Annotated in this window: 23 protein-coding genes; 13 read left to right on the top strand and 10 right to left on the bottom strand. The window is 61.2% G+C overall.

Annotation, left to right across the window (positions count from 1 at the left end):
• Positions 1-58: 58 nt before the first annotated feature.
• The 5 genes from ACM3N8_RS12215 (at position 59) to chbG (ending at position 5,014) form a co-directional block, all read left to right on the top strand.
• Complete coding sequence (locus ACM3N8_RS12215) at positions 59-1,441, top strand: glycoside hydrolase family 1 protein (RefSeq protein WP_290019690.1); 1,383 nt, start codon at positions 59-61, stop codon at positions 1,439-1,441.
• Between the two features lie 24 nt (positions 1,442-1,465).
• Positions 1,466-1,816 (top strand): PTS N,N'-diacetylchitobiose transporter subunit IIA, encoded by a 351-nt coding sequence (gene chbA, locus ACM3N8_RS12210; RefSeq protein ID WP_290019678.1) that lies wholly within the window; start codon positions 1,466-1,468, stop codon positions 1,814-1,816.
• A gap of 54 nt (positions 1,817-1,870) precedes the next feature.
• A complete protein-coding gene (chbR, locus tag ACM3N8_RS12205) occupies positions 1,871-2,698 on the top strand; it encodes a transcriptional regulator ChbR (protein ID WP_290019679.1) in 828 nt (275 codons plus the stop codon).
• A gap of 149 nt (positions 2,699-2,847) precedes the next feature.
• A complete protein-coding gene (locus ACM3N8_RS12200; protein ID WP_290019680.1) occupies positions 2,848-4,194 on the top strand; it encodes a 6-phospho-beta-glucosidase in 1,347 nt (448 codons plus the stop codon).
• 49 nt (positions 4,195-4,243) lie between these two features.
• The gene (gene chbG, locus ACM3N8_RS12195) at positions 4,244-5,014 is read left to right on the top strand and encodes a chitin disaccharide deacetylase (RefSeq protein ID WP_290019681.1); all 771 of its coding nucleotides are present in this window, start codon (positions 4,244-4,246) and stop codon (positions 5,012-5,014) included.
• A 39-nt stretch (positions 5,015-5,053) separates the two neighbouring features.
• Here the strand turns inward: chbG and ACM3N8_RS12190 are convergent, their stop codons facing one another.
• Positions 5,054-5,860: a helix-turn-helix transcriptional regulator gene (locus ACM3N8_RS12190; RefSeq protein ID WP_290019682.1), complete on the bottom strand. Its 807-nt coding sequence runs from the start codon at positions 5,858-5,860 to the stop codon at positions 5,054-5,056.
• Positions 5,861-6,019: 159 nt separating this feature from the next.
• Here ACM3N8_RS12190 and tyrS point away from each other — a divergent pair, with 159 nt between their 5' ends.
• On the top strand, positions 6,020-7,288 hold the full coding sequence (tyrS, locus tag ACM3N8_RS12185; protein ID WP_290019683.1) for a tyrosine--tRNA ligase: 1,269 nt from the start codon (positions 6,020-6,022) through the stop codon (positions 7,286-7,288).
• A gap of 134 nt (positions 7,289-7,422) precedes the next feature.
• On the opposite strand, the gene yrfG is transcribed toward tyrS, so the two are convergent.
• Positions 7,423-8,091, bottom strand: a complete 669-nt coding sequence (gene yrfG, locus ACM3N8_RS12180) for a GMP/IMP nucleotidase (protein ID WP_290019684.1) — start codon at positions 8,089-8,091, stop codon at positions 7,423-7,425.
• A gap of 148 nt (positions 8,092-8,239) precedes the next feature.
• Here yrfG and nudE point away from each other — a divergent pair, with 148 nt between their 5' ends.
• The 3 genes from nudE (at position 8,240) to ACM3N8_RS12165 (ending at position 11,437) form a co-directional block, all read left to right on the top strand.
• Positions 8,240-8,848: an ADP compounds hydrolase NudE gene (gene nudE / locus ACM3N8_RS12175; RefSeq protein ID WP_241278894.1), complete on the top strand. Its 609-nt coding sequence runs from the start codon at positions 8,240-8,242 to the stop codon at positions 8,846-8,848.
• Between the two features lie 45 nt (positions 8,849-8,893).
• Positions 8,894-9,715, top strand: a complete 822-nt coding sequence (gene cysQ / locus ACM3N8_RS12170) for a 3'(2'),5'-bisphosphate nucleotidase CysQ (RefSeq protein WP_042868960.1) — start codon at positions 8,894-8,896, stop codon at positions 9,713-9,715.
• A gap of 450 nt (positions 9,716-10,165) precedes the next feature.
• The gene (locus ACM3N8_RS12165) at positions 10,166-11,437 is read left to right on the top strand and encodes an aromatic amino acid transport family protein (RefSeq protein WP_043557446.1); all 1,272 of its coding nucleotides are present in this window, start codon (positions 10,166-10,168) and stop codon (positions 11,435-11,437) included.
• Positions 11,438-11,509: 72 nt separating this feature from the next.
• On the opposite strand, the gene ACM3N8_RS12160 is transcribed toward ACM3N8_RS12165, so the two are convergent.
• From ACM3N8_RS12160 to metJ, 3 genes are all read right to left on the bottom strand, one after another.
• Positions 11,510-11,848: a tRNA-binding protein gene (locus ACM3N8_RS12160; RefSeq protein WP_241325698.1), complete on the bottom strand. Its 339-nt coding sequence runs from the start codon at positions 11,846-11,848 to the stop codon at positions 11,510-11,512.
• 84 nt (positions 11,849-11,932) lie between these two features.
• Positions 11,933-12,691 (bottom strand): AraC family transcriptional regulator, encoded by a 759-nt coding sequence (locus ACM3N8_RS12155; RefSeq protein ID WP_290019691.1) that lies wholly within the window; start codon positions 12,689-12,691, stop codon positions 11,933-11,935.
• Between the two features lie 39 nt (positions 12,692-12,730).
• The gene (gene metJ, locus ACM3N8_RS12150; RefSeq protein WP_005315809.1) at positions 12,731-13,054 is read right to left on the bottom strand and encodes a met regulon transcriptional regulator MetJ; all 324 of its coding nucleotides are present in this window, start codon (positions 13,052-13,054) and stop codon (positions 12,731-12,733) included.
• 210 nt (positions 13,055-13,264) lie between these two features.
• On the opposite strand from metJ, the gene metB reads away from it, so the two are divergent.
• The 3 genes from metB (at position 13,265) to ACM3N8_RS12135 (ending at position 17,620) form a co-directional block, all read left to right on the top strand.
• A complete protein-coding gene (gene metB, locus ACM3N8_RS12145) occupies positions 13,265-14,437 on the top strand; it encodes a cystathionine gamma-synthase (protein WP_290019685.1) in 1,173 nt (390 codons plus the stop codon).
• Positions 14,437-16,893, top strand: a complete 2,457-nt coding sequence (locus ACM3N8_RS12140; RefSeq protein ID WP_290019686.1) for a bifunctional aspartate kinase/homoserine dehydrogenase II — start codon at positions 14,437-14,439, stop codon at positions 16,891-16,893. Before metB ends, ACM3N8_RS12140 begins: the two co-directional genes overlap by 1 nt.
• A 133-nt stretch (positions 16,894-17,026) precedes the next feature.
• The gene (locus ACM3N8_RS12135; RefSeq protein WP_416016178.1) at positions 17,027-17,620 is read left to right on the top strand and encodes a hypothetical protein; all 594 of its coding nucleotides are present in this window, start codon (positions 17,027-17,029) and stop codon (positions 17,618-17,620) included.
• A gap of 152 nt (positions 17,621-17,772) precedes the next feature.
• On the opposite strand, the gene ACM3N8_RS12130 is transcribed toward ACM3N8_RS12135, so the two are convergent.
• Genes ACM3N8_RS12130 through ACM3N8_RS12120 form a run of 3 tightly spaced genes read right to left on the bottom strand, consistent with a single transcriptional unit; the run spans position 17,773 to position 19,081 of the window.
• Positions 17,773-18,396, bottom strand: coding sequence for a LysE family translocator (locus ACM3N8_RS12130; RefSeq protein WP_290018976.1), 624 nt, complete (start codon positions 18,394-18,396; stop codon positions 17,773-17,775).
• Positions 18,393-18,746, bottom strand: a complete 354-nt coding sequence (locus ACM3N8_RS12125; RefSeq protein WP_416016177.1) for an antibiotic biosynthesis monooxygenase family protein — start codon at positions 18,744-18,746, stop codon at positions 18,393-18,395. The genes ACM3N8_RS12130 and ACM3N8_RS12125 overlap by 4 nt, the downstream gene beginning before the upstream one ends.
• Positions 18,746-19,081: an NIPSNAP family protein gene (locus tag ACM3N8_RS12120; protein WP_416016176.1), complete on the bottom strand. Its 336-nt coding sequence runs from the start codon at positions 19,079-19,081 to the stop codon at positions 18,746-18,748. The genes ACM3N8_RS12125 and ACM3N8_RS12120 overlap by 1 nt, the downstream gene beginning before the upstream one ends.
• A 93-nt stretch (positions 19,082-19,174) precedes the next feature.
• Here ACM3N8_RS12120 and ACM3N8_RS12115 point away from each other — a divergent pair, with 93 nt between their 5' ends.
• Entirely contained in the window at positions 19,175-19,852 is a 678-nt protein-coding gene (locus ACM3N8_RS12115; protein WP_241278900.1) for an ArsR/SmtB family transcription factor, read from the top strand.
• Between the two features lie 119 nt (positions 19,853-19,971).
• On the opposite strand, the gene ppc is transcribed toward ACM3N8_RS12115, so the two are convergent.
• Both ppc and argE read right to left on the bottom strand, forming a co-directional pair.
• Entirely contained in the window at positions 19,972-22,605 is a 2,634-nt protein-coding gene (ppc, locus tag ACM3N8_RS12110; RefSeq protein ID WP_043557452.1) for a phosphoenolpyruvate carboxylase, read from the bottom strand.
• 214 nt (positions 22,606-22,819) lie between these two features.
• Positions 22,820-23,965 carry an acetylornithine deacetylase gene (gene argE / locus ACM3N8_RS12105; RefSeq protein ID WP_043557453.1) on the bottom strand — a complete coding sequence of 382 codons (1,146 nt, stop codon included), beginning with the start codon at positions 23,963-23,965 and terminating at the stop codon, positions 22,820-22,822.
• Positions 23,966-24,011: the final 46 nt, after the last annotated feature.

Below are 24,011 nucleotides of genomic sequence, written 5' to 3'. Positions count from 1 at the left end.
CCCGACAACAACAGGGGAGGAGCAAGACTCCTCCCTCACCAGCCTGGAGAAGTACCGCATGCAGTATCGCTTTCCGGATAACTTCTGGTGGGGCAGCGCCAGCTCGGCCCCGCAGATGGAAGGGGCCGCCCATCGCGGCGGCAAATCCGCCAACATCTTTGATTACTGGTTTTCCATCGAGCCGCAGCGTTTTCACAACGAGGTCGGCCCGACCGATGCCTCCACCTTCTATGACAACTTCGAGAGCGACATCAAGCTGCTCAAGCAGTTGGGGCACAACAGTTTCCGCACCTCCATCTCCTGGTCACGGTTGATCCCGGACGGGGAGGGAGAGGTCAATCCGGAGGCGGTCAGCTTCTACAACGCCGTGTTTGACCGGCTGCTGGCCGAGGGGATAACCCCGCTCATCAACCTCTACCACTTCGACATGCCCATGTGCATGCAGGAGCGCGGTGGCTGGGAGAGCCGGGAAGTGGTCGCCGCCTACGTGCGCTACGCCACTCGCTGCTTCGATCTCTTTGGCGGTCGCATCAAGCACTGGTTCACCTTCAATGAGCCAATCGTCCCGGTCGAGTGCGGCTACCTTGGCCACTACCACTACCCCAGCGTGGTGGATTTTGGCCGGGCAACCACAGTCGCCTACCACACTGCGCTGGCCCATGCCGGGGCCGTGCAGGCCTACCGTGCGGGCCCGCATGACGGCGAGATCGGCATCATCCTCAACCTGAGCCCGACCTATCCCCGCTCGCAGGATCCGGCAGATATCGCCGCCTCCCGCATCGCGGATCTGCTGCTCAACAAGAGCTTCCTCGATCCGGCCCTGAAGGGGAGCTACGACCCCGAGCTGGTCACCCTGCTGCAACAGTACGACTTGCTGCCGCAGACCGAAGAGGGTGACAAGGCGCTGCTCGCCGCCGGCAAGGTGGACATCCTCGGCATCAACTACTATCAGCCGCGCCGGGTAAAGGCGAAGGATGTGCCGTGGCAGGGGGCGCCCCGCACGCCGGAAGATCTGTTCGACTATTACGAGATGCCGGGCCGCAAGATGAATCCCCACCGCGGCTGGGAGATTTACGAAAAAGGGATCTACGACATCCTCACCGACCTGCGGGTCAACTACGGCAACCTGCCCTGCTACATCTCGGAGAACGGCATGGGGGTCGAGGGGGAAGAGCGCTTCATCGGCCCCGAGGGACGGGTGGAGGATGACTACCGCATCCAGTTCATTCGCGAGCACCTCGAGTGGCTGCATCGCGCCCTGGAAGAGGGCAGCGCCTGCCGCGGCTATCACCTGTGGACCTTTATCGACAACTGGTCCTGGCTCAACGCCTACAAGAACCGTTACGGCTTCGTCCGCCTCGATCTGGAGAGCCAGCAGCGCACCATCAAGAAGAGCGGCTACTGGTTTGCCGAGGTGGCGCGCAACCAGGGTTTCAATTAACACATTCAATGCAAGGAACGACACATGTTCGATCTGGACAACATCACTGAAGCTGCCACCTGCAACGATCTGGAAGAGGTGGTGATGGGGCTCATCATCAACTCCGGGCAGGCCCGCAGTCTCGCCTACACAGCACTGAAAAAAGCCAAGGAGGGAGATCTGGCCGCCGCTCGCCAGCTGATGGCCCAATCCCGCGAGGCGCTCAATGCCGCCCATCGGGTGCAGACCCAACTGATCGAGGACGATCAGGGCGAAGGCAAGATCCCGGTCACTCTGGTGCTGGTCCATGCCCAGGATCACCTGATGACCTCCATGCTGGCCCGTGAGCTGATCGGCGAGCTGATCGAGCTGCACGAGAAGCTGCAGAACAAATGACCTCCGGACGGGGCGCTCGGCCCCGTCATCGGCCCGCAGATCAGGAAGCGACTCATGAGCGTCAAAACAATCCGGGAAAGCGAACTGTTTAACAACAAACCGTTCCACATGTTCATCTACAACAAGCAGGTGAGCGGAACCGGTTTGCACCAGCACGACTATTACGAGTTCACCCTGGTGCTGACCGGTCGCTACTATCAGGAGGTCAACGGCAAGCGGGTGCTGCTGGAGCGGGGAGATGTGGTGTTTATCCCGCTCGGCTCCCGCCACCAGAGCTTCTACGAGTTCGGCACCACCCGCATCTTCAACGTCGGGATCAACCGCGCCTATTTCGACGAGCATTTCAAGTACCTGCTGCCGGAGCACTTCGTCGCCTCACAGGCCTATGCGCTCAAGAGCGAGTTCCTCAGCTACATCGAGTCGGTGCTGGTCTCCCCCGGTTTTCGGGAGGAGGCGCTGACCGAATTTCTCGAGGTGGTGACCTACGCGGTGATGAACCGGCTGCGTCACTACAAGGACACCTCCGCCAGCGAGGATCTCCCGCTCTGGCTCCACGAAACCGTGGAGCGGATGCACGATCGCCCCCTCTTTGCCGAGGATGCGCTGGCCAACATGGTCTCCCTCTGCGGCAAGAGCCAGGAGTATCTGACCCGGGCCACCCGGCGTTACTACAACAAGACGCCGATGCAGATCATCAACGAGATCCGGATCAACTACGCCAAGATGCAGCTGGAGGTGACCAACAACCCTGTGGCCGATATCGCCTTCGAGACCGGCTACAACGACGTCAGCCTCTTCATCAAAAACTTCAAGAAGCTGACCTCGTTTACCCCCGGCAGTTACCGTAAATATCTCTACCCGAAATTTGAAAGCCCGGCCTGATGCCGGCAGTGAATTCCATGTAAATACAACAGATTGCAATAGAGAGTACAAAACCTGACCAGCCCCTGCCACAGGGGGCTGCGGCCCCTCTCATCCTGACGACAGAGCGGCCACCATCAAACCGATAAAGATCGATGAAAGAGGGATTTATGAGCGAGAAGATCAAGGTAGTCACCATAGGCGGCGGCAGCAGCTATACCCCCGAGCTGGTCGATGGTTTCATCAAGCGTTATGCCGAGCTGCCCATCAGCGAGCTGTGGCTGGTGGATATTCCCGCTGGCGAAGAGAAACTGAACATCATCTTTGACCTCTGCCAACGGATGATCCGCCAGGCGGGCATCCCCATGACGCTGCACAAGACGCTGGATCGCCGCGAGGCTCTGCCCGGCGCCCACTTCGTCACCACCCAGCTACGGGTCGGCCAGCTGCAGGCGCGGGAGAAGGACGAGCGCATCCCCTTGAGCCACGGCATGCTGGGGCAGGAGACCAACGGCGCTGGCGGCCTGTTCAAGGGGCTGCGTACCATTCCGGTCATCTTCGACATCATCCGCGATGTGGAAGAGCTCTGCCCGGATGCCTGGCTGATTAACTTTACCAATCCGGCCGGCATGGTGACCGAAGCGGTGCGCCGTCATACCAACTTCCGCCGCTTTATCGGGGTGTGCAACATTCCGGTCGGCATGCAGATGTTTGTGCGCGATGCCCTCCAGCTCACCGAGCGGGATCACCTCTCCATGGACTTGTTCGGCCTCAACCATCTGGTCTTTATCGGCGATGTGCTGGTCAACGGCGAATCCCGCTTTGACGAGCTGCTGGAAGGGGTCGCCGATGGCAGTCTCACCCGCGCCAGCTCGGTCAAAAACATCTTCGATCTGCCGTTCGATCCCGGTTTTATCCGCGGCCTACGCCTGCTCCCCTGCTCCTACCTGCGTTACTACTTCAAGGAGAAAGAGATGCTGGGGATCGAGATGGGCGAGTTCTACAAGGGCGGCGCCCGGGCCCAGGTGGTGCAGCAGGTCGAGAAGACGCTGTTCGAGCTCTACCAGAACCCCGAGCTGTGCGAAAAACCCAAGGAGCTGGAGCTGCGTGGCGGCGCTTACTACTCGGATGCGGCCTGCGAGGTGATCAGCGCCATCCATAACGACAAGCAGAGCGAGCAATATGTGATAGTCCCCCACCATGGTCATGTCACCAATATCCCGGCCGACTGGACCGTCGAGATGACCTGCCTGGTGGGCAGGGATGGCGCCATTCCCCACCCGCGCCTCACCCGCTTCGATGACAAGGTGAACGGGCTCATCCACCTCATCAAGAGCTTCGAAATTGCCGCCTCTCAGGCCGCGATCAGCGGCTCTTTCGATGATTTGCTGCTGGCCATGAACCTCAATCCGCTGATCCATTCAGACAATGAGGCGAACACCGTTGCCCAGGAGCTGCTGCTGGCACACCGTGAGCATCTGCCCAAATTTGCTGCCGCCATAGCGGCGCTGGCTTGACACCACAGAGGCCCCGCAACCGGGTTTCGGGGCCATACCGGAGAGAGCTATGCATAAAAGATTGATTATCAACGCCGACGACTTTGGTCTCTGCCGCGCCCAGAACTACGGCATTGTGGAGGCCTTCGAGCATGGGGTCGTCAGCTCGACCACCGCCATGGTCACTTCTCCGGCCATAGAACACGCGGTCTGGTTGTCCAAGCGTTTCCCGGACTTGCCAATTGGATTGCACTTTGTGCTCAGCTGGGGACGGCCGCTCACCCCGTTGAGCTGTCTGGTCAATGAGTCGGGGGAGCTGAACAAGGGGATCTGGCACAAGAGTGAGGCGGGGGAGCTCGATCTAACGGAAATCGCCTGCGAGCTGGCAAGCCAGTACCAGCGCTTTATCGCGCTGTTTGGCAAGGCGCCGACTCATATCGACAGCCACCATCATGTGCATATGCTGCCGAGTCTCTATCCGCTGGTGGAAGCCTTCGCCCGTCAGCAGGGCATTGCTCTGCGCATCGACAGAGAGGCGCTGCATCACCAGGGGCTGACTGCCGATCATGCGCTTAGCTGCGCGCGCTTTGACAGCCGCTTCTATGGCGAGCAGCTGACCCGGGCGCTGCTGTTGCAACTGCTGGACGACGCCGATGCGCAAGGGGCCTCATCCCTTGAGATCATGTGTCACCCCGCCTTTATTGATCTCGAGGTGCAGCGCAGCGCTTATAACCAGTCCCGGCTTACCGAGCTCGCTATCCTCACAGATCCGGCCTTGCCTGAATTGATTGCAGCGAGAGGTTATTGCCTCACCAGTTACCTGGGGTGGCGGCCATCTTGAATCACGCAGGTGGCGGGGTTTCAGGCTGAGGGTGTCGCGCTAACTCGTTGGCGCCGTGATGAGATGGTTCAGAAAGAAGCTGAACAGCTCGGCGCGTGAGCCGAGCCGCAGCTTGCCGTAGAGGTGCTTGCGGTGATTCTTCACAGTGCCGCTGCCAATCCCGAGCGCAGCGGCAATGGCCTCGGTATCCAGCCCCTGCAACAGCAAACTGGCTACCTGCCGCTCCCGGCGGGTGAGTCTATCCCCGCCCACGCTGGCAATGGCCTGCGCCACCGCGGCCTTCAGGCTGGCACTGTCAGGCAGCGCCGGGCTCTCCGCCAGCAGCGGCTGGCTCTGCTGCCACTGCTGGCGACAGAGGGAGTGCACCAGCGGAAAGATCGCCTCCAGTCGGGTCAGCTCACTGCGGCTCAAGACGCTGCGCTTGTCGAGGCGGCCGAGAAACAGCATGAGCGTCAGTCCGTCCCGCACCGGCAGAATAAGCCCTACCTCCTCCTGCCAGCCGGTGGCCTGATAGAAGTGGTGGCGATACTCGGGATCCAGCCGTCCCCGCGACACCTGCGCCAGGGTCCAGACCCCGGCCTCCAGACCCTGTTCCAGCGCCAGCATGAAGGGGTCCTGACTGAAGTGGCTGGTGAGGTAGCGGTCAAACAGCAGGGCCCGCTGGTGGCTCAGGTTGTCGTAGAGGTAGACGGGGCGCTGCCCGACCCCGAGCAGCAGGGCGCAGTCGAACGCCACCTGCTGCTGGATGAGACGCACCAGGGCCGCCGGAAAGGCGCTGCCGTGCAGGGCATCGACCACCTCGGTCATGCTGCGGGTCAGGGCATCTGTGGCGAATGGCTGGGTCATGGTCGTTGAATCATGGTGGTGGGCTCCCGGGGGTGGGGAGCAGCTCCCCACTATGACAGGATGCTAGCACGAGAGTGGCAAAACTGTCCCCCAGGGGACATATCCGCAGCGCGCCAGAGCGGCGAGTATGGCCACTTTTCCCCTGCTGCTGGAGCACCCATGATCAACCCCCACCTGCTCGATGAGCTGACCGAGCGCGGCCTTGTGGCCCAGAATTCCGACCCGGCGGCACTGGCCGATCATCTCGCCACGCCGCGTACCCTCTACTGCGGATTCGATCCCACCGCCGGCAGCCTGCACATAGGTCATCTGGTGCCGCTCCTGATGCTGCGCCGCTTCCAGTTGGCGGGCCACGCCCCGGTGGCCCTGGTGGGCGGGGCCACAGGTCTTATCGGCGATCCCAGCTTCAAGGCGACCGAGCGCAGCCTCAACAGCAGCGAAACCGTGCAGGGCTGGGTCGCCAGTCTGTCAGCCCAGATCAGGGCGCTGCTGCCCGTCGATGACGGCCTGTCGGCCCCTGTGCTGGTCAACAACGGCGACTGGATGGGGCAGATGTCGGCCCTCGATTTTCTGCGCGACATCGGCAAGCACTTCTCGGTCAACGCCATGCTGGCGCGGGAATCGGTACGCCATCGGCTGGCCCGTCCGGATCAGGGCATCTCCTTTACCGAGTTCTCCTACACCCTGCTGCAATCCCAGGATTTTGCGGTGCTCAACCAGCGGCTCGGCTGCACCCTGCAGATCGGTGGCAACGATCAGTGGGGCAATATCACCAGCGGCATGGATCTCACCCGCCGTCTGCATCAGGCTCAGGTGTATGGCATGACGTTGCCGCTCATCACCAAGGCGGACGGTACCAAGTTCGGCAAGACAGAAGGGGGCGCGGTCTGGCTGGATCCTGCGCTCACCTCGCCCTACGCCTTCTACCAGTTCTGGCTCGGCACCGCGGATGAGGATGTCTACCGCTTTCTGCGCTACTACAGCTTTATGTCGCTGGCCGAGATTGCCGAGCTGGAAGCGGAAGATGCCCAGCGGCAGGGGCGCAAGCAGGCCCAGCAGGTGCTGGCGGACGAGCTGACCGAACTGGTGCACGGCAAGGCGGCGTTGGCGGCGGTACGGCGCATCAGCGAGCTGCTGTTCAGCGGCGAGGTGGCGCGCCTTGGCGAGAGCGATCTTGCCCAGCTGGCGCAAGACGGCATGCCGAGCTGCACCGTCGGTGGCGAGACGGATCTGGTCAGCCTGCTGGTCGAGAGCGGTCTGGCGAACTCGAAGCGCATCGCCCGCGAACTGCTGGCGGCGGGGGCCATCAGTCTCAATGGCGCCATCAAGCAGGATGAGCAGCTGAGTGCAGAGGATCGGCTGTTTGAGCGCTACCTGCTGCTGCGCCGGGGCAAGAAGCAGTACCAGCTGGTGGCGTGGGCAGAGTAGCCTGCCGCGCCATAGCAACGAGAAAGGGCTGCCCGGGCAGCCCTTTCCATTGTGCGGCAGTCAGCAGGTTAGCTCTGTCAGCAGCAGTTGCCCGGCATCACGGAGAAGACGATTAGCGGCTTATTTTTTGATGTTCAGAGGACTAGCGGCAGCAGTTCGGCATAGTCACGGATCGCCGGGAAGGCGGTGATGTGCTGCTCGGGCTGACGGCTGTCAGGGTTCTGGATGGCGAGCTGATAGCCGATGCCGTAGTCGGCGGCGGCGCGCAGGATCCGCTCGCTGTCATCCACAAACAGGGTGCGGGCCGGCTCGAACGCCAGCCGTTCCGCCAGCGCCTGCCAGCAGTGCTGACTCTCCTTGGACCAGCCCAGCTCGTGAGTGCTCACCATCAGATCCAGATGATCAGACAGCCCCAGCTGCGCATCCTTCACCGACAGGCTGGCGGGGTGGGCGTTGGTGAAGAGCACCAGCCGCTTGCCTGCCGCCCGCAGCTCGGCCAGAAAGGGGATGGCGTTGGGCCGCCACCGGATCTTCTCCAGCAGCTCCTGCTTGAGGGCGCGTATGTCCAGCCCCAGGGTCTGGCTCCAGTAATCCACGCAGTACCAGTCGAGGGTGCCGCTGACGGCGTGATAGTGCACCTCGATCTGCGCCTTGGCCTCATCCAGCGGCAGACCGAGCCGCTCGGCGTAACGCGCCGGCACCAGCTGCTGCCAGAGGTGGTTGTCAAAATGGAGATCGATCAGGGTGCCATCCATATCGAGCAAAACTGTGTCTATCTGGTGCCAGGGCAAGGGGGTCGGCATGGGGCTTCTCGCGGTCAATGAGGGGGAGGAAAACGGGGCGGCATTATAACGGATTTTTCCATCCGCTTTCGCCGCTTTGCCCCGTGGTGTTCGCTCGGGGAGTCGTTTACTCTTGAAGCACGATTTTTTAACGAGCAGCCAGCGCCAGATGAGTGACCACCACAAGAGCAAGCCCGAATACCTCAGTGTCGAGAAGATGGCGCATGACAAGAGCAAGCCGGAGATCCTCAAGGCCGAGATAGTGGCCGAGAGCCGGCTGTTCAAGGTGGAATCCCTGCATCTGAAATTCAGCAATGGGGAGGAGCGGGTCTACGAGCGGATGCGCGGTGGCAACCGGGGCGCCGTCATGGTGGTGCCCCTGTTCGATGCCCACACCCTGCTGCTGGTGCGCGAGTACGCGGCGGGCACCCACTCTTACGAGCTGGGCTTCCCCAAAGGGCTGATCGACCCGGGCGAGAATGCCTTCGAGGCGGGCAACCGGGAACTGATGGAGGAGGCGGGCTTCGGCGCCAACAGCCTGATCCCCCTCAAGCAGGTATCGCTGGCGCCCGGTTACTTCTCCAGCCGGATGGACATACTGCTGGCGCGGGATCTCTTCCCGGAGCAACGGATCGGCGATGAGCCCGAGCCCCTCGAGGTGATCCCCTGGCCCCTCAACCGTATCGATGAATTGCTGGCACGACCCGACTTCAGCGAGTCGCGCAGCATCAGTGCCCTGCTGCTGGCCCAGAAGTGGCTGGCGGAGCAGGAAAACTAGCCCAAGCGTGGGCAAAGGCAATAAATAAAAACAGAGGATAACAAGATGCAGGAGTTGTTGGCCTGGGTTCCTGGGGTCAAGGAGATCGCCCGCGAAGCGGGGCGTATCCTTCACGAAATCTATCACGGCGGTCAGTTCGAGCGTCAGCTGAAGGAGGATGCGACCCCGGTCACCAGTGCCGATCTTGCTGCCGATGCCTACCTCAAACAGGCGCTGTCGGCGCTCACCCCCCATGTGCCCGTGCTGACCGAAGAGGCGGCCGATGTGCCCTTCAGTCTGCGAGCCAACTGGCGGCAGTACTGGCTGGTGGATCCCCTCGACGGCACAGGTGAGTTCATCGCCGGCAGCGGCGACTTCGCCACCCTGATCGCCCTGGTGCGGGACAATGTGCCCGTGCTCGGCGTCATCTATGCCCCCGAGTCCGACGTGCTCTACTGGGCGGTGCGCGGCCACGGTGCCTTCAAGGAGGTGAACGGCGAGACCTTGCCCATCAGCGCCATGCACCACGAACACGATCAGCCCGATTCGCTGGTGGTGGCCATCAGCCGTCGCCAGAAGCTGGAGAACCTGACCCGTCGTCTCAATCCGGCCATCAACTACGAGCTGATCCCGCTCGGCTCCAGCTCCCTCAAGTCCTGTCTGGTGGCGGAAGGGGCGGCGGACTGCTACGTGCGGCTCGGCCCCACCGGCGAGTGGGATACCGCCGCTGCCCAGTGCATCGTCGAGGCGGCGGGTGGCCGCATCCTCAGCCTGGCGCTGCAGCCGCTCAGTTACAACGAAACCGAGTCGCTGGAAAACCCGGACTTCATCGTCATGGGGGATCCGGATCTCGCCTGGGGCAAGATCCTGGCCCATCAGGCAGGTTGATCCTCTGTCGCCGACACACGCTCCTGGTCTACCTGGCGGGCTGATGCTCTGTCGCCAGACGACATAAACAGGCGGCCTCATGGCCGCCTGTTTGCTTGGTGTGATCCGCTGGTTTTATCGCAGATGAGCAGGGATATCCGCTGGCAAAGCACGAGAATGACAGTGGATGATCACAATCCTTCTTGGGTAATTGGCATGATTTTTCAGGTAATTCTGCAAACGATCCATTGGGCAAAATAAAAAAGTGAGTATTAATAGAAATTTGGTTTTATATTTCATTGAAATTGAGTTTTGTAGTTTTACTTGATTATGTGATCCCGATTGGATTCCCAATCTCACTGGCTGAAGCCCGTTATGGTAGTGATATGTTTCAGTCCCGCTTTTTGAGAATTAAATCCTGATAAACCACAATAAGCTCAGATTAAAATACTGACAAAATGTGGATTAGTAATGAGTTTATCTGTAGACGTCGTAAAGGATTTGTCCGGTTCCCAGCCCGCCGTTGCCAGCACCAGCCGCTGGCGTCGTCATGACACCCACTGGGCGATCAGCCTGTTTGGTACCGCCGTCGGCGCCGGCATACTGTTTTTGCCCATCAACCTGGGTCTGGGCGGGATCTGGCCCCTGGTCATAGTGGCCGTGCTGGCCGGCCCCATGACCTTTCTGGCTCACCGCGGGCTGGCGCGCTTCGTGCTTTCCTCCTCCCGCCCTCACGCCGATTTCACCGAGGTAGCCGAGGAGCACTTCGGCAAGATGGCCGGTCGCCTCATCTCGGCGCTCTACTTCCTCTCCATCTTCCCGATCCTGCTGATCTACGGGGTGGGGCTGACCAACACGGTGGAGAGCTTCATGGTCAACCAGCTCGGCATGGCCACCCCGAACCGGGTGATGCTCTCCGGCCTGCTGGTGTTCGCCATGATCGCCGTGATGATGGCGGGGGAGAAGGCGATGTTGCGGGCGTTTGCCTTCATGGTCTATCCGCTGGCGGCCATTCTGGCGGCGCTTTCCTGCTATCTCATTCCCCAGTGGCAGTGGCCACAAATGACTGCCTTTGAGGGCGGCAGCTTCCTCAACACCGTCTGGCTGGCGCTGCCGGTCACTGTGTTCGCCTTCAGCCATGCCGCCGCCATCTCGGGCTTTGCCAACGTGCAGCGGCGGGAATATGGCGAGCAGGCCGAGGCCAAGAGCGGCCTGATCCTGCGCAATACCACCATCATGCTGGTGGGTTTCGTGCTCTTCTTCGTCTTCTCCTGCGTGCTGAGCCTCTCCCCGGCCCAGCTGGCCGAGGCCAAGGCGCAGAACGTCTCCGTGCTCTCCTATCTCGCCAACATCACGGACAACCCCGTGATAGTGACGCTGGGGCCGCTCATCGCCTTCATCGCCATCAGCACCTCCTTCCTCGGTCACTTCCTCGGTGCCCGCGAGAGCCTGAAAAGCCTGATCGCCAAGCCCACCGGCCTGCCGCTGGCGAAGGCGGACCGGCTCGGCATAGTCCTGATGTTCTTTGCCATCTGGGGCGCCGCCGTCATCAACCCGGGGATCCTGGGTCTGATGGAGACCCTCTCCGGCCCCGTCATCGCCATGATCCTGTTCATCATGCCGGTGGTGGCCATCTACAAGGTGGAGGCGCTAGCTCGCTTCCGCCAGGGCTGGACCAACGGCTTCATCCTGCTGACCGGGTCGCTCGCGGTATCGGCGCTGATCTTCAGCCTGTTGAAGTAACCGCACGCTGCAGCAAAAAAATGAGAGAGGCGACCCCGGGGTCGCCTCTCTTTTTTCATGGGGCCTACGGCATCAGCCCAGCTTGGCGCCGTTCTCCACCACTTGTTCCGGAATGGCCATCACAACCGCGCCGTCGGCCCGGTAGAAACCGGTCAGCAGAAACTCCGACTGGATGGGGCCTATCTGTTTGGGGGGAAAGTTCACCACGGCGACGATTTGGCGTCCCACCAGATCCTCCGGGCGATAGAGATCCGTTATCTGGGCGCTGCTCTTGCGTACCCCGAGCTCGGGGCCGAAATCCGCCCACACCTTGTAGGCGGGCCGGCGCGCCTCTGGGAAGGGCTCGACCCGCACCAGGGTGCCCACTCTCAGCTCTACCATCTCGAAATCCTGCCAGCTAATGGTCTGCATCTTGGCTCCTCGTTTCACACACCTTGCATTGGCCTCAGCATGCCTCGAAACGGCGCTGGTTGTCTTCGGTGACTGGCCGCCCTGTTACGGCAGAAGGCCGTTTTGCTGGCGCCAGAGGGAAGGGGAAAGCCCGCTCTCGGTCAGGAAGCGCTCGGCGAAGGCCCCCTGATTCTGGTAGCCGCAGCGACTGGCGATCTCGCCTATGGGCAGTTGGGTGTGGGCAAGCAGGGTGCGTGCCAGCGTCATGCGCTGCCCCCGTATGTAGTGGGAGACGCTCATCCCCAGCTGCTGGCGAAAGGCATGCTTGAACTGGCTCTGACCGAGGCAGGCGATGGCGGCGAGCCGCTCATTGCCGAGGGGCTCGGCGAGGTGGGTCTCGATATGGCGCTGCACCTTGAGAATACGGGCGGCAAGACGAGGGGGAGCAGAGGAGTGCACTCCTTGCCCTTGTGCCAGCAGGGAGAGCCACACCTGCTCCATGCCCGCCACCTGGCGACCCGCTGCCACCATGCGGTGCAGGAAGGCGAGGTAGTGGCGCTGGGGCTCGTCCAGCTCGATGAAGGGGCGGGCCGCCAGATCGCCGGGCAGCCAGTCGCTCTCCTGCACCAGAAAGGAGAGGGCCGGATCGGCGGCGTAGTCGTGCCGCTCGCCCGGGGCTATCACGCAGACAAAACCGGGGGCGAGGCGACGCCCCTGGCCCTGCACCTCGATCTCTATGGGACCGCCGAGAGGGATCACCAGCTGGGCGAAGTCGTGGCTGTGGCTGCAGATGTCGTTCTGGTAGCGGCGCAGGCTGAAGGGGGAGGTTGCGGATAGCAATGACGCGGCACTGGGCCGCGTCATCTTCAAAGAGGGATTGCTGTTTGGCATAGGTCGCAGGTATTACTCTGCGTCGAAATCTTCGATCTCTTTGCCCAGCGCTTCCATGATGGCGCGCACCTCGGCGGGGACGCTGTCCGGATGATCCTTGCGCAGATCGTCGTCGCAGGGCAGCGGCTGGCCGGTGAACGCGTGCAGGAAGGCTTCACAGAGCAGCTCACTGTTGGTCGCATGACGCAGGTTGTTCACCTGGCGACGGGTGCGCTCGTCGGTCAACACCTTCAACACCTTGAGCGGGATCGAGACGGTAATCTTCTTGACCTGTTCGCTCTTCTTACCGTGTTCCGCGTAGGGGCTGACGTAGTCGCCGTTCCACTCTGTACCCATGATCCACCTGTTCTCGTTTGGCCGTGAGCGCGGATTTTAACCCTTGTGGAAATTAATGGCAATCCAACAGCAAAGCCATTTAGACGTCTGGAAGTGTTGACGGCTTTTTTATGCTGGCGTAAGGTGGTTCACCATAGGCCAGCAATGGCAGGATAGCCGTGGCAGAGGCAGAGCGGCCATCGCCCAGCGACAGTTCAAGGAGAGAGTGACATGACCCACAAGGCCACCCAGGCGGTACGCACCGGGATTGAGACAGACACACAGCACGGTGCCGTGGTGCCGCCCATCTACCTCTCCAGCAACTACACCTTTGCCGACTTTGGCGAGCCCCGTCAATACGATTATGCCCGATCCGGCAACCCGACCCGCACCAATCTGGCGGATGCGCTGGCGGCGCTGGAAGGGGGGGCCGGTGCCGTGGTGACCGGCACCGGCATGGGCGCCATCCATCTGGTGACGACGGCCCTGCTCAAGGCGGGGGATCTGCTGATCGCCCCCCACGACTGTTACGGCGGCACCTGGCGCCTGTTCGAGTATCTGGCGGCCAAGGGCCACTACCGGGTGCAGTTCGTCGATCAGGGGGATGAAGCCGCGCTGGCCGAGGCCCTGGCGCAGAAGCCGGTGCTGGTGTGGGTAGAGACCCCTTCCAACCCCCTGCTGCGGGTGGTGGACATAGCCGCCATCGCCGCCGCCTCCCATGAAGTGGGGGCCCAGGTGGTGGTGGACAACACCTTCCTCTCGCCGCTGCTGCAACAGCCGCTGGCGCTGGGTGCCGACCTGGTGGTGCACTCCACCACCAAGTACATCAACGGCCACTCAGACGTGGTGGGCGGGGTAGCGATAGCCAAGGAGCAGCCACTGGCCGAGTCGCTGGTGTGGTGGGCCAACTGTCTGGGACTCACCTCCGGGGCGTTCGACTCCTACCTCACCCTGCGCGGCCTGCGCACCCTGGCTCCCAGATTGCGCGCCCATCAGGAGAACACGGATCGCATTCTCGCCTTCCTGCAGCAACAGCCGCTGGTCAAAAAAATCTATCATCCCAGCCTGCAGAGCCATCCAGGCCATGATATTGCGCGCCGTCAACAGTCCGGCTTCGGCGCCATGCTAAGTTTTGAACTCGATTGCAGCGAGGCGGGATTGCGCACCTTCCTCGCGGCCCTCACCCTCTTCTCGGTAGCCGAGTCTCTCGGCGGGGTGGAGAGTCTGGTGGCCCATCCGGCCAGCATGACCCACAGGGCCATGACACCGGCGGCGCAGCAGGCGGCGGGCATCAGCGCCCAGCTGCTGCGTCTGTCGGTGGGTATTGAACACGGTGAAGATCTGGTGGCCGATCTGGCTCAGGCTTTTGAACAGGCGCAGCAGGCAGAGCAGGTAGCGAAGTAATGGAACAGCAGCAGCAAGGAGAGATCGCGGTGGCAACAGAAGCAGGATTGAAGCGGCGCCATGTGCACAAGTTTGGTGGCAGCAGTCTGGCGGATCCGGTCTGCTATCGCCGGGTCGCGGCTATCGTCGAGCAGCAGGTTGGCGGAGATGAACTGATCGTGGTTTCTGCCGCCGGCAAGACCACCAACCGGTTGATCCAGCTGGTGGAGCTGGCCGAGGCGGGGGACGAGGCCGCTGGTGAAGCCATCACGGCCCTGCACGCCTATCAGCAGAGCCTGATCGACGGCCTGCTGGAGGGGGAGTTGCAGCTCGACTTGAGCCAGCAACTGGCCGACGACATGCAGCTGATCGCCAAGACCCTGGAGGGGCAGTTTGACCGCTTCGCCCGCAACGGCCTGCTCGCCTTCGGCGAGGTGTGGTCGGCGCGCCTGTTGGCGGCCCTGCTCACCAGCCGCGGCGACAAGGCCATCTGGCTCGATGCCCGCAGCTTCCTGCGCGCCGAGGACGGTGCCCTGGTCAAGGTGGATACTGCGCTTTCCAGCGAACTGCTCAAGGCGCGGCTGGCCGAACATGCTGGCCGTATCGTGGTGACAGGTTTCATCGCCGCCGACATGGAAGGGCGCTCCCTGCTGCTCGGTCGCAACGGCTCCGACTACAGCGCCAGCCTGCTGGCCCTGCTGGCGGATGGCGAATCCACCACCATCTGGAGCGACGTGGCCGGGGTCTACAGCGCCGACCCGCGTCGGGTCAAGGAAGCTCGCCTGCTGGAGCGCCTCAGCCTGGCCGAAGCGAACGAGCTGGCCCGCCTCGGCTCCTCGGTGCTGCATTCGCGCACCCTGCAACCCGTGGCCGACAGCCGCCAGCGGTTGACCCTGCGCTGCAGCTACAACCCGGATGAGGGCTGCACCCACATACTGCGCCGAGCGCCGCGCTCCGGTGGCGCTCGCATCGTCTCCTCGGTGGACCAGATCGCCCTCATAGAGTTGAAGGTGCTGCCGCAGACCCATTATGAGCAGACGGTGGCGGCCATCGAAGCCCATCTGGCCCGCCACCGCCTCCACCCGCTCACCCTGCAGCGCCAGCCGGATCGGCGGGTGCTGCGTCTGGCCTACACCCTGGAGGTGGCGGAAGGGGCGTTCGAGCTGCTGCGCGACTTCCAGCTGCAGGGCAGCTTCACCGGCCTGATCCAGAAAGAGGGGTTCAGTCTGGTGGCTTTGGTGGGTGCCGGGGTGACCGACAACGCCGAGCAGTGTCACCGTTTCTATCAGTTGTTGGCGGATCAGCCGCTGGAGTTCGTGCAGGTGGCCAGAGATGGCCTGAGTCTGGTGGCCGTCGTGCGCCAGGTGGTGCTGGAGCCCCTGCTTATCGCCCTGCACAGCGCCCTGTTCAGCCGCCCGATCCGGGTCGGCCTGGTGGTGTTCGGCAAGGGCAACATAGGCGGCCACTGGCTCACCCTCTATGCCCGCGAGAAGGCGCGCCTCGAACATGAACTCAATCTGGCGCTGACTCTCTACGGGGTGTTCAGCTCGGAAGGGGGCCTGCTGGACGAAGAGGGGCTGGATCCCCTCAAGGTGCAGGACAAGTTCAACCCCAAACCGTTGATCTGGCCCGAGCTGCTGGCCCAGCTTGAGCAGCACAGTTTCGATACCCTGATTGCGCTGGACATGACCGCCAGCGAGACGGTGAGCCGCTACTACCCGGACTTCGCCCAGCTCGGTATCCACATCATAGCGGCCAACAAGTTTGCCGGTGCTGCCGACAGCGAGTTCTACCAGCGCATCAAGCAGACCTGCCGCGACCATCAGGTGCAGTGGCGCTACAACGCCACCGTGGGCGCCGGGCTACCGATCCAGTCCAGCATTCAGATGCTGCGCCAGAGCGGCGACCGCATTCAGGGGGTTTCCGGCATCTTCTCCGGCACCCTCTCCTGGCTGTTCCAGCAGTATGACGGCAGCCGCCCCTTCTCCGAGCTGGTGGACGAGGCGTGGCAGCACGGCCTGACCGAGCCGGATCCTCGCGAGGATCTCTCCGGTCAGGATGTGCGCCGCAAGCTGCTGATCCTGGCGCGGGAGGCGGGCTTCGAGCTCGACTCTGCCGACATCGAGCTGGAGAACCTGGTACCCGTGCCCCTGCGCAAGGTGAGTACGGATCAGTTCATGGACAGACTGAAAGAGTTGGACGGCCCGATCCAGAGCGCCTTCGAGGGAGCCAGGCGCCTCGGCAAGGTGCTGCGTTACGTCGCCCGCTTCGAGCACGATGGCAAGGCGCGGGTCGGGCTGGAGGCGCTGGAGCCCCACCACCCGTTCGCCAACCTGCTGCCGTGCGACAATATCTTCGCCATCGAAAGCGACAGCTACCGCACCAACCCGCTGGTCATTCAGGGACCGGGCGCAGGCCGGGAAGTGACGGCCGCCGCCATCCAGTACGATCTGTGGCAGATCTGTGCCTCTCTCTAAGACACATGTGGGGAGTGTGATCCACCTATCTAACCGAATAAAAAGGCACCATAGTGGCGCCTTTTTTCTTATATATACCGTAATAATGCGTTATCCATATCTTAATCTGCTGACATAAGGACGGATCTTTTCCATGGACGGTAATGCAAATACAGATGTAAATAAGGAGAAGAAAGAGCAAGTGATATTGCTCTATGGGAGATGTCTGCTCAATCTTCAGCAGTTTGAGCTTTTGCTTAAGCGGGTGCTTCCGTCGCTGAAGATGGAAGGCAATATAGATACGCTGGAAGATAATCGAAAGGTGGATGCACAGGCGCTTAGCCGAAAAATGCTGGGGCAGCTGATTGGCGAATTTGTAAGTCGTATGGGTGAAAGCAAAAATGAACCTGAGCTGGATGCTAAAATTGATAAGCCTTATATCCACTTTAAGTTTGAATTAGGTAATATTGAAGAGCATTGTTTACGTTTACAGAATCTGCTTGAGATGCGTAATGAATTGGTGCACCATTTTCTTGAAACGTTTCCGCTTAATTCAGACGAGAATTGTGAGAGTGCATTAATTCACTTGGCTCATATATCCATGAAGATTGAAGAAAACCGCCTAGCGTTTAGAGCTATGTTGAAAGCATTTGAGGAGTGGCGTAATTATCTATATCAGCTTTTGAGCTCCGATGCTGACATGTCCCTATTGTTTGGTGAAGAGCTATCGGATTCATCTGATAGGTAGTCGAAGATAATATTGAAGGAATGTGCACACGCGCTGTTATCTCAATCTTCTCGTCATTGACGGCTCTTTTCCATCCGTTCCAAAAAAAGGGCGCCAATCTGGCGCCCTTTTTCTATGTGTGTTGCAGTCTGTCAGACATTCTCCCTTCGCTATCAGGAACTCAACATCCAGCCTGCTGCAAACCCCAGAAACAGGACACCGCTGGCACCGTTGTAAAAACGGCGAATACGCGTGTCCAGCAAGTAACGGCTCGCCTTGTGCCCCACTACTGCATATCCCCAGTAAACGCAGAGGTGGATGAGGGTGGTGGTCAGTGCCATCAGACCCCACTGAGGCATGAGCACACGTTCAGCGTCGACAAACTGGGGTAATAGCGCTACCACAAACATCAGGGCCTTGGGGTTAGAAAGCGTGACCAGAAATGCTTGGCGAAACAGTTTCCAAACCTGCGTTGGCCCGGCGTGCTCTGCTGGTCCCTTGGTGACCGTGTCGACAGGAGTGATCAGTAACCGTATGCCGAGATAGCCCAAGTAGGCACCTCCCGCATATTTCATTACCAACACAATGGGCGTCGCAGTTTGCATGGCAGCGGACAAACTCACTGCACTGAAAGCCATCAATCCCTGAAAAGCCACTACATTGCCCAAGACACCGATAACGGCAGCGCGAACGCCATGGGTCAGGCCATTGTGGATCGCCAGCCAGACGGATGGTCCAGGTGACAGCAGCAGGGTGGTGATAACAGCCAGGAAGGCCAGAAAGCTCGTTAGCGTCATGACCTATGCCTCCATATCGTTGGGCCTGACAGCGGATCGCTGCAGCTTGCAGCAAGACCATATTCTCGTATCACGTGACAGACTCGAATGCGGTAATCATGAAATAGCTCATTTTTCCCCCGGGCCTGGGCCACCTGATGGTCATGGTGCGTACGCCATGCTTGAATTGCTGCTTCACTCTCCCAGTACGACAAGGAGAGATAGGTTTGCGGGGCATTCAAATTCTGGAAGCGCTCGACGCTGATAAAGCCCTCGACCTTTTCCAGCTCTTCTTTCAAGACGGCAGCGGCATCAAGATAAGCCTCAACCCCTTGCGGAAAGGGGGTGACCTCGAAGATAACGGCATACATCAGAAGGACCTCCCATGGTGGCGATCTGTTGCAGGGATCAGGTGCAAAAAGGAGCGGGACTCTTGCAGAATAAAGCGCCCCTCTTGGGCAAACGCAAAGTTGGCTCTCCCGAGCTCGGATTCCCGCAGCCGTTGGCGATAGTGCTCGTAGTCAGTCAAGGATTCGAAGGCGATCAAGCCAAATGCCCGATAGTTGGTGCCTTCGTGAGGAGCAAAATAGCCGATGAGGTCCCCACCACATACGGGGATAATGTTTGCCCACTGGTTGGCGTATTGCTCAAAGAGATCTGCTTTGAGGGGGTCGATCTGGTACTCAATAAAACAGGTAATTGTCATCCTGGCGTCTCAACAGAGGTGAACAGGTTGCCAACTTAGCCTGGTCATCAGGGTCATGCTTCGAGGGTGGCCGAACTATCAAAGGAATATGGTATGGAACCCGATATTGCCTATGTGGCGAGCCTGATAGGTGACAAAGCCCGTTCGCGCATGCTGACGGCACTCATGGGTGGCAAGGCGCTGACAGCCACTGAACTGGCGCTGGAAGGGGAGATCACGGCCCAGACTGCCAGCAGTCACCTCGGCAAGCTGGTAGAGGGAGGCTTGCTGAGCATGCGCAAGCAGGGCCGTCACAGGTACTTTCAACTGAGCGACCCTGCGGTGGCTGAAGTTATCGAGCGAATGCTGACGCTGTCCGTGACCAGCTCCCCCGCCAAGGTCAGGACGGGTCCCAGGGATCCCCACCTGCGTCAAGCCCGGATCTGCTATGACCATCTTGCTGGCGAGCTGGGGGTTCGGTTGTTTGATGCGTTGCAGCAACAGGGGCTGCTGGAGATACATGGGGATGACGCCAGACTGAGCCAGTCCGGCGAAATATTCTTTACAGGCCTGGGGGTCAACCTCAGCCTGCTGCGTCAGCGCAAACGACCAATGTGCAAGGCTTGTCTGGACTGGAGCGAGCGCCGCAGCCATCTTGCCGGTACCCTGGGGCAGTGGATTCTGGACGATGCCCTGGCCCAGCGCTGGTTTGTGCGCCGCCCGGATTCGCGTGTGATAGACGTGAGCGACATCGGGGCCAAGCAGTTTGCCAAGCGCTATGGCGCAAGCTGAGGCCGGTGTGGGTGTCCGGTTCGAGATGAAACAGGATCCCTGAACCTTGGCGCTCAGAAGAAACCAAAGGGCGCCTTATGGACGCCCTTTGTTCTATGTGCGTTGCGACCTGTCAGCCATCAACCCGTGTTGCGCATGCCTGCAGCAATACCGGCGATGGTGACCATCAGCGCCTGATCCAGCTCGGGGTGCAGGATCTCGGCATGGTTGCGCGAGCGGCCCAGCAGCTCGACCTGCAGCACGTTGAGGGGATCCGTGTAGGGGTTGCGCAGCTTGATGGACTCCTTGATCCAGGGCTGGTCATCGAGCAGATCGCCCTGCGGGCGCAGCTCCAGCACCACCTGAATGGAGTCGGCAAGCTCCTGGCGCAGCTGTTTGCCCAGGCCCCACAGCTCCTTGGGTACCAGCCGGGTGTCATAGTACTCGGCGAGCCAGACGTCGGCCTTGAGGAACACCATCTCCAGCATCTCGAGGCGGGTGCGGAAGAAGGGCCACTGGCGGCTCATCTCTTCCAGCACGCTCTTCTGACCGTCTGTGATGGCCTGCTGCAGTCCCTTGTGGGCACCGAGCCAGGCCGGCAGCATCAGCCGGTTCTGGGTCCAGGCGAAGATCCAGGGGATGGCGCGCAGGCTCTCGACGCCGCCGTTGGGCTTGCGCTTGGAGGGGCGCGAACCGAGCGGCAGCTTGCCGAGTTCCATCTCGGGGGTGGCGGCACGGAAGTAGGGCACGAAGTCCGGATGGCCGCGCACGATACTGCGGTAGTGATCGCAGGAGACGGTGGCCAGCTGCTCCATCACGGCGCGCCAGCACTCCTTCGGCTTGGGCGGTGGCAGCAGGTTCCCTTCCAGCACGGCGCTGGTGTAGAGGTTCAGGCTGTGGATGGCCACTTTCGGCAGGCCGAACTTGAAGCGGATCATCTCGCCCTGTTCGGTCACCCGCAGGCCGCCGCGCAAGGATCCCGGCGGTTGTGACAGGATCGCCTGATGGGCGGGGGCGCCGCCACGGCCGACGGTGCCGCCACGGCCATGGAACAGGGTGAGGCGCAGCTTGTTGGCCTCGGCCAGTGCCACCAGGGATTCCATGGCGGCGTACTGGGCCCAGCCGGCGGCCATCATGCCCGCGTCCTTGGCGGAATCCGAGTAGCCGATCATCACGTACTGACGACCCTGGATGTAGCCGCGATACCAGTCCACAGACAGCAGGCGCTCCATCACGGCGGTGCCTGCCATCAGGTCTTCCTGGGTTTCGAACAGCGGGGCGACCGGCATGCGGAACTTGCAGCCGGCCTCTTTCAGCAACAGCTGCACCGCCAGTACGTCGGACGGTGCGCCGGCCATGGAGATGATGTAGATGCCGAAGGCATCGGGATCGTGACCGGCGATCACCCGGCAGGTGTCTATGGTCTCGCGGGTCTCGTCGCTTGGTTCCCAGTCGGTCGGGATCAGCGGACGGCGGGAGTTCAGCTCGTTGAGCAGGAAGGCCTGCTTGTCGTCCTCGCTCCACTCGGCGTAGTCGCCCATGCCGAGGTAACGGGTCAGCTCGGAGAAGACCTGACCGTGGCGCTCGCCATCCTGACGTATGTCCAGCTTGACCAGGTGGATGCCGAAACAGGCCAGCTTGCGCAGCACGTCCAGCAGCATGCCGTCGGCTATGTTGCCCATGCCGCAGGCGTGCAGCGAGTGGTAGCAGAGCTCCAGCGGCTCGCGCAGCTGGGCCGTGGTCTTGACCAGATCCCGGCTCTCGCTCGCCTGACCCTGCACCTTGGCGGTGAGAAACTCCTGGGTCTCGCGCAGCTGTTCACGCAGCTCGCGTACCAGGGCGCGGTAGGGTTCGGGGTGATCGCCCACCCGCTCGCGCACTGCGTCTGTGCAGTCGGACATGGAGAGCTCGGAGGTGAGCTCCTTGATGTCCTTGTAGAACAGGTTGACCGCCATCCAGCGGCCCAGCTCCAGCACTTCTGCGGTCACCTTGGCGGTGACGAAGGGGTTGCCGTCACGGTCACCGCCCATCCAGGAGGTGAACTTGACCGGCGCGGCATCCAGCGGCAGCCGCACACCCAGGTGCTGTTGCAGCCGCTCGTCCAGGTTGCGCATGAATTCGGGAATGGCCGGCCACAGGCTGTTTTCCACCACGGCGAAGCCCCACTTGGCTTCGTCCACCGGGGTCGGACGTTGCTCGCGGATCTCGTTGGTGTGCCAGGCCTGATTGACCAGCTGCTCGATGCGATTGAGGATCTTGTCCCGCTCGCGGGGCAGCAGATCGGAGAGTTCCAGCGCTTCCAGGCAGTCGTTGAGCTGCACGTGCTTGTGGATCAGGGTGCGACGGGTCACCTCGGTCGGGTGAGCGGTCAGCACCAGGTCGATATCCAGCTCGCGCACGGCCTGAATGATGGCTTCCTGTGACAGGTTGGAGGCCTTGAGCTTGGCGAACATCTGCTCCAGCGGATCCGGGGTGCAGACCTGCTCTTCGCAGCGGCGGGAGATGGTGTGGAACTGTTCGGCCACGTTGGCCAGGTTGAGGAACTGGCTGAAGGCGCGGGCCACTGGCAGTAGCTCGTCATCGCTCAGGGTGCGCAGGGTATCGAGCAGACGTTCCCGGTCTGCCTCATTGCCTTTGCGGGAGGATTTGGCCAACTGGCGAATGGTTTCGATCTTGTCGAGGAAGGCCTGTCCCTGATGATCCTTGATGGACTTGCCCAGCAGTTGACCCAGCATGCCTACGTTGGCGCGTAGCGCGGCGTACTTTTCGTTCATTCCACATCCTTATCTGGTTGGTGTCTCTCTCCATCCGAGGTGAGAGACAGCCTCACTTATTGTTGTGTGATTACAACATATGCTCCGTCATCTTAGGGTGACAATCTACCCAGATTGTCTGCGCAAGGTCAAATAACAGGCCGATTCAGAACATGTATTTCCCTCACCTGTCCCGAGGCGGCATGTTATGTAACTTACTTACATTCCCGTCAAGTCAGAGGCAAAACCGGCGGATCAGGTGTTGCAGCACAGCCGTGGTCGGCTTGACGAAGGAGAGATCCAGGTATTCGTCCGGCTGATGGGCCTGGGTGATATGGCCCGGGCCCAGCACGATTGTCTGGCATCCAAGCTGCTGGATAAAGGGCGCCTCGGTGCAATAGTTCACCGACTCGGCCTTGTGCCCGCTCGCCTTCTCGGCCTCGCGCACCAGCACTGAGTCGTCCGCGCAGGCATAGGCGGGGATGGGTTCGTGCAGGTGTTGCAGGTGCAGGCAGCCCGGCTGGTGGATTTCGATGGGGGCGAGTGCCTCCTTCAGCATGCCCATCAGCTCGTCCGGCCCCACCTGCGGGGTGGGGCGCATGTCTATGTGCAGCTCGCAGCAACCGCAGATGCGGTTCGGACTGTCGCCGCCCTGGATGTATCCCAGATTCAGCGTGGGTTGCGGCACCGCGAACCGGTAGTCGGCATAGGTTTCTTCCAGGCGCAGCTGCAGGCGCAGCACCCGCCCCATGGCCTGGTGCATTATCTCCAGCGCATTGACGCCGTTGGCGGGGTCCGAGCTGTGACCGCTCTTGCCCGTGATGCGGATAGCCTCCGACATGTGCCCCTTGTGGGCCACCACGGGCACCAGTCCGGTGGGCTCGCCGATCACCGCGTAGTCGGGTTTCAGCTCGGCCGCCGCTGCGATGGCGCGGGCGCCCGCCATTGTGGTCTCTTCATCGGCGGTGGCCAGGATGCGCAGGGGCTTGCTGAGGGTGGTGAGATCTATCTCTTTGAGCGCCTCCACGATAAAAGCGAAGAAACCCTTCATGTCTATGGTGCCGAGGCCATAGAGGCGGTTGCCCTCCTCGGTCACCTTGAAGGGATCCTTGCTCCAGGCGCCTTCGTCGAACGGGACTGTATCTGTATGGCCCGCCAGCAGCAGGCCGCCCTCGCCCTGACCGATCGTCGCCACCAGATTGAACTTGCCCGGCAGATCCGGCAGGGCGGTCACCTCGCACTGAAAGCCGAGCTGGCCGAACCAGTCGGCCAGCAGCCGGATCACCGCCTCGTTGCTCTGATCCCAGCGGGGATCCGTGCTGCTGATGGAGGGAATCGCAATAATATTCTTATAAAGTGCAAAAAAATCCAGATTGGCCATCAGCTCCTCCTTGCGTCCCCGGAATGTTTCTGTTAGAAAATACAAA

This window comes from Aeromonas sp. A04 (assembly GCF_047780465.1).
GTDB classification, from domain to species: domain Bacteria; phylum Pseudomonadota; class Gammaproteobacteria; order Enterobacterales; family Aeromonadaceae; genus Aeromonas; species Aeromonas bestiarum.
The sequence above is the reverse complement of the archived record's forward strand: the minus strand, read 5'-3'. Positions and strand labels throughout refer to the sequence as shown.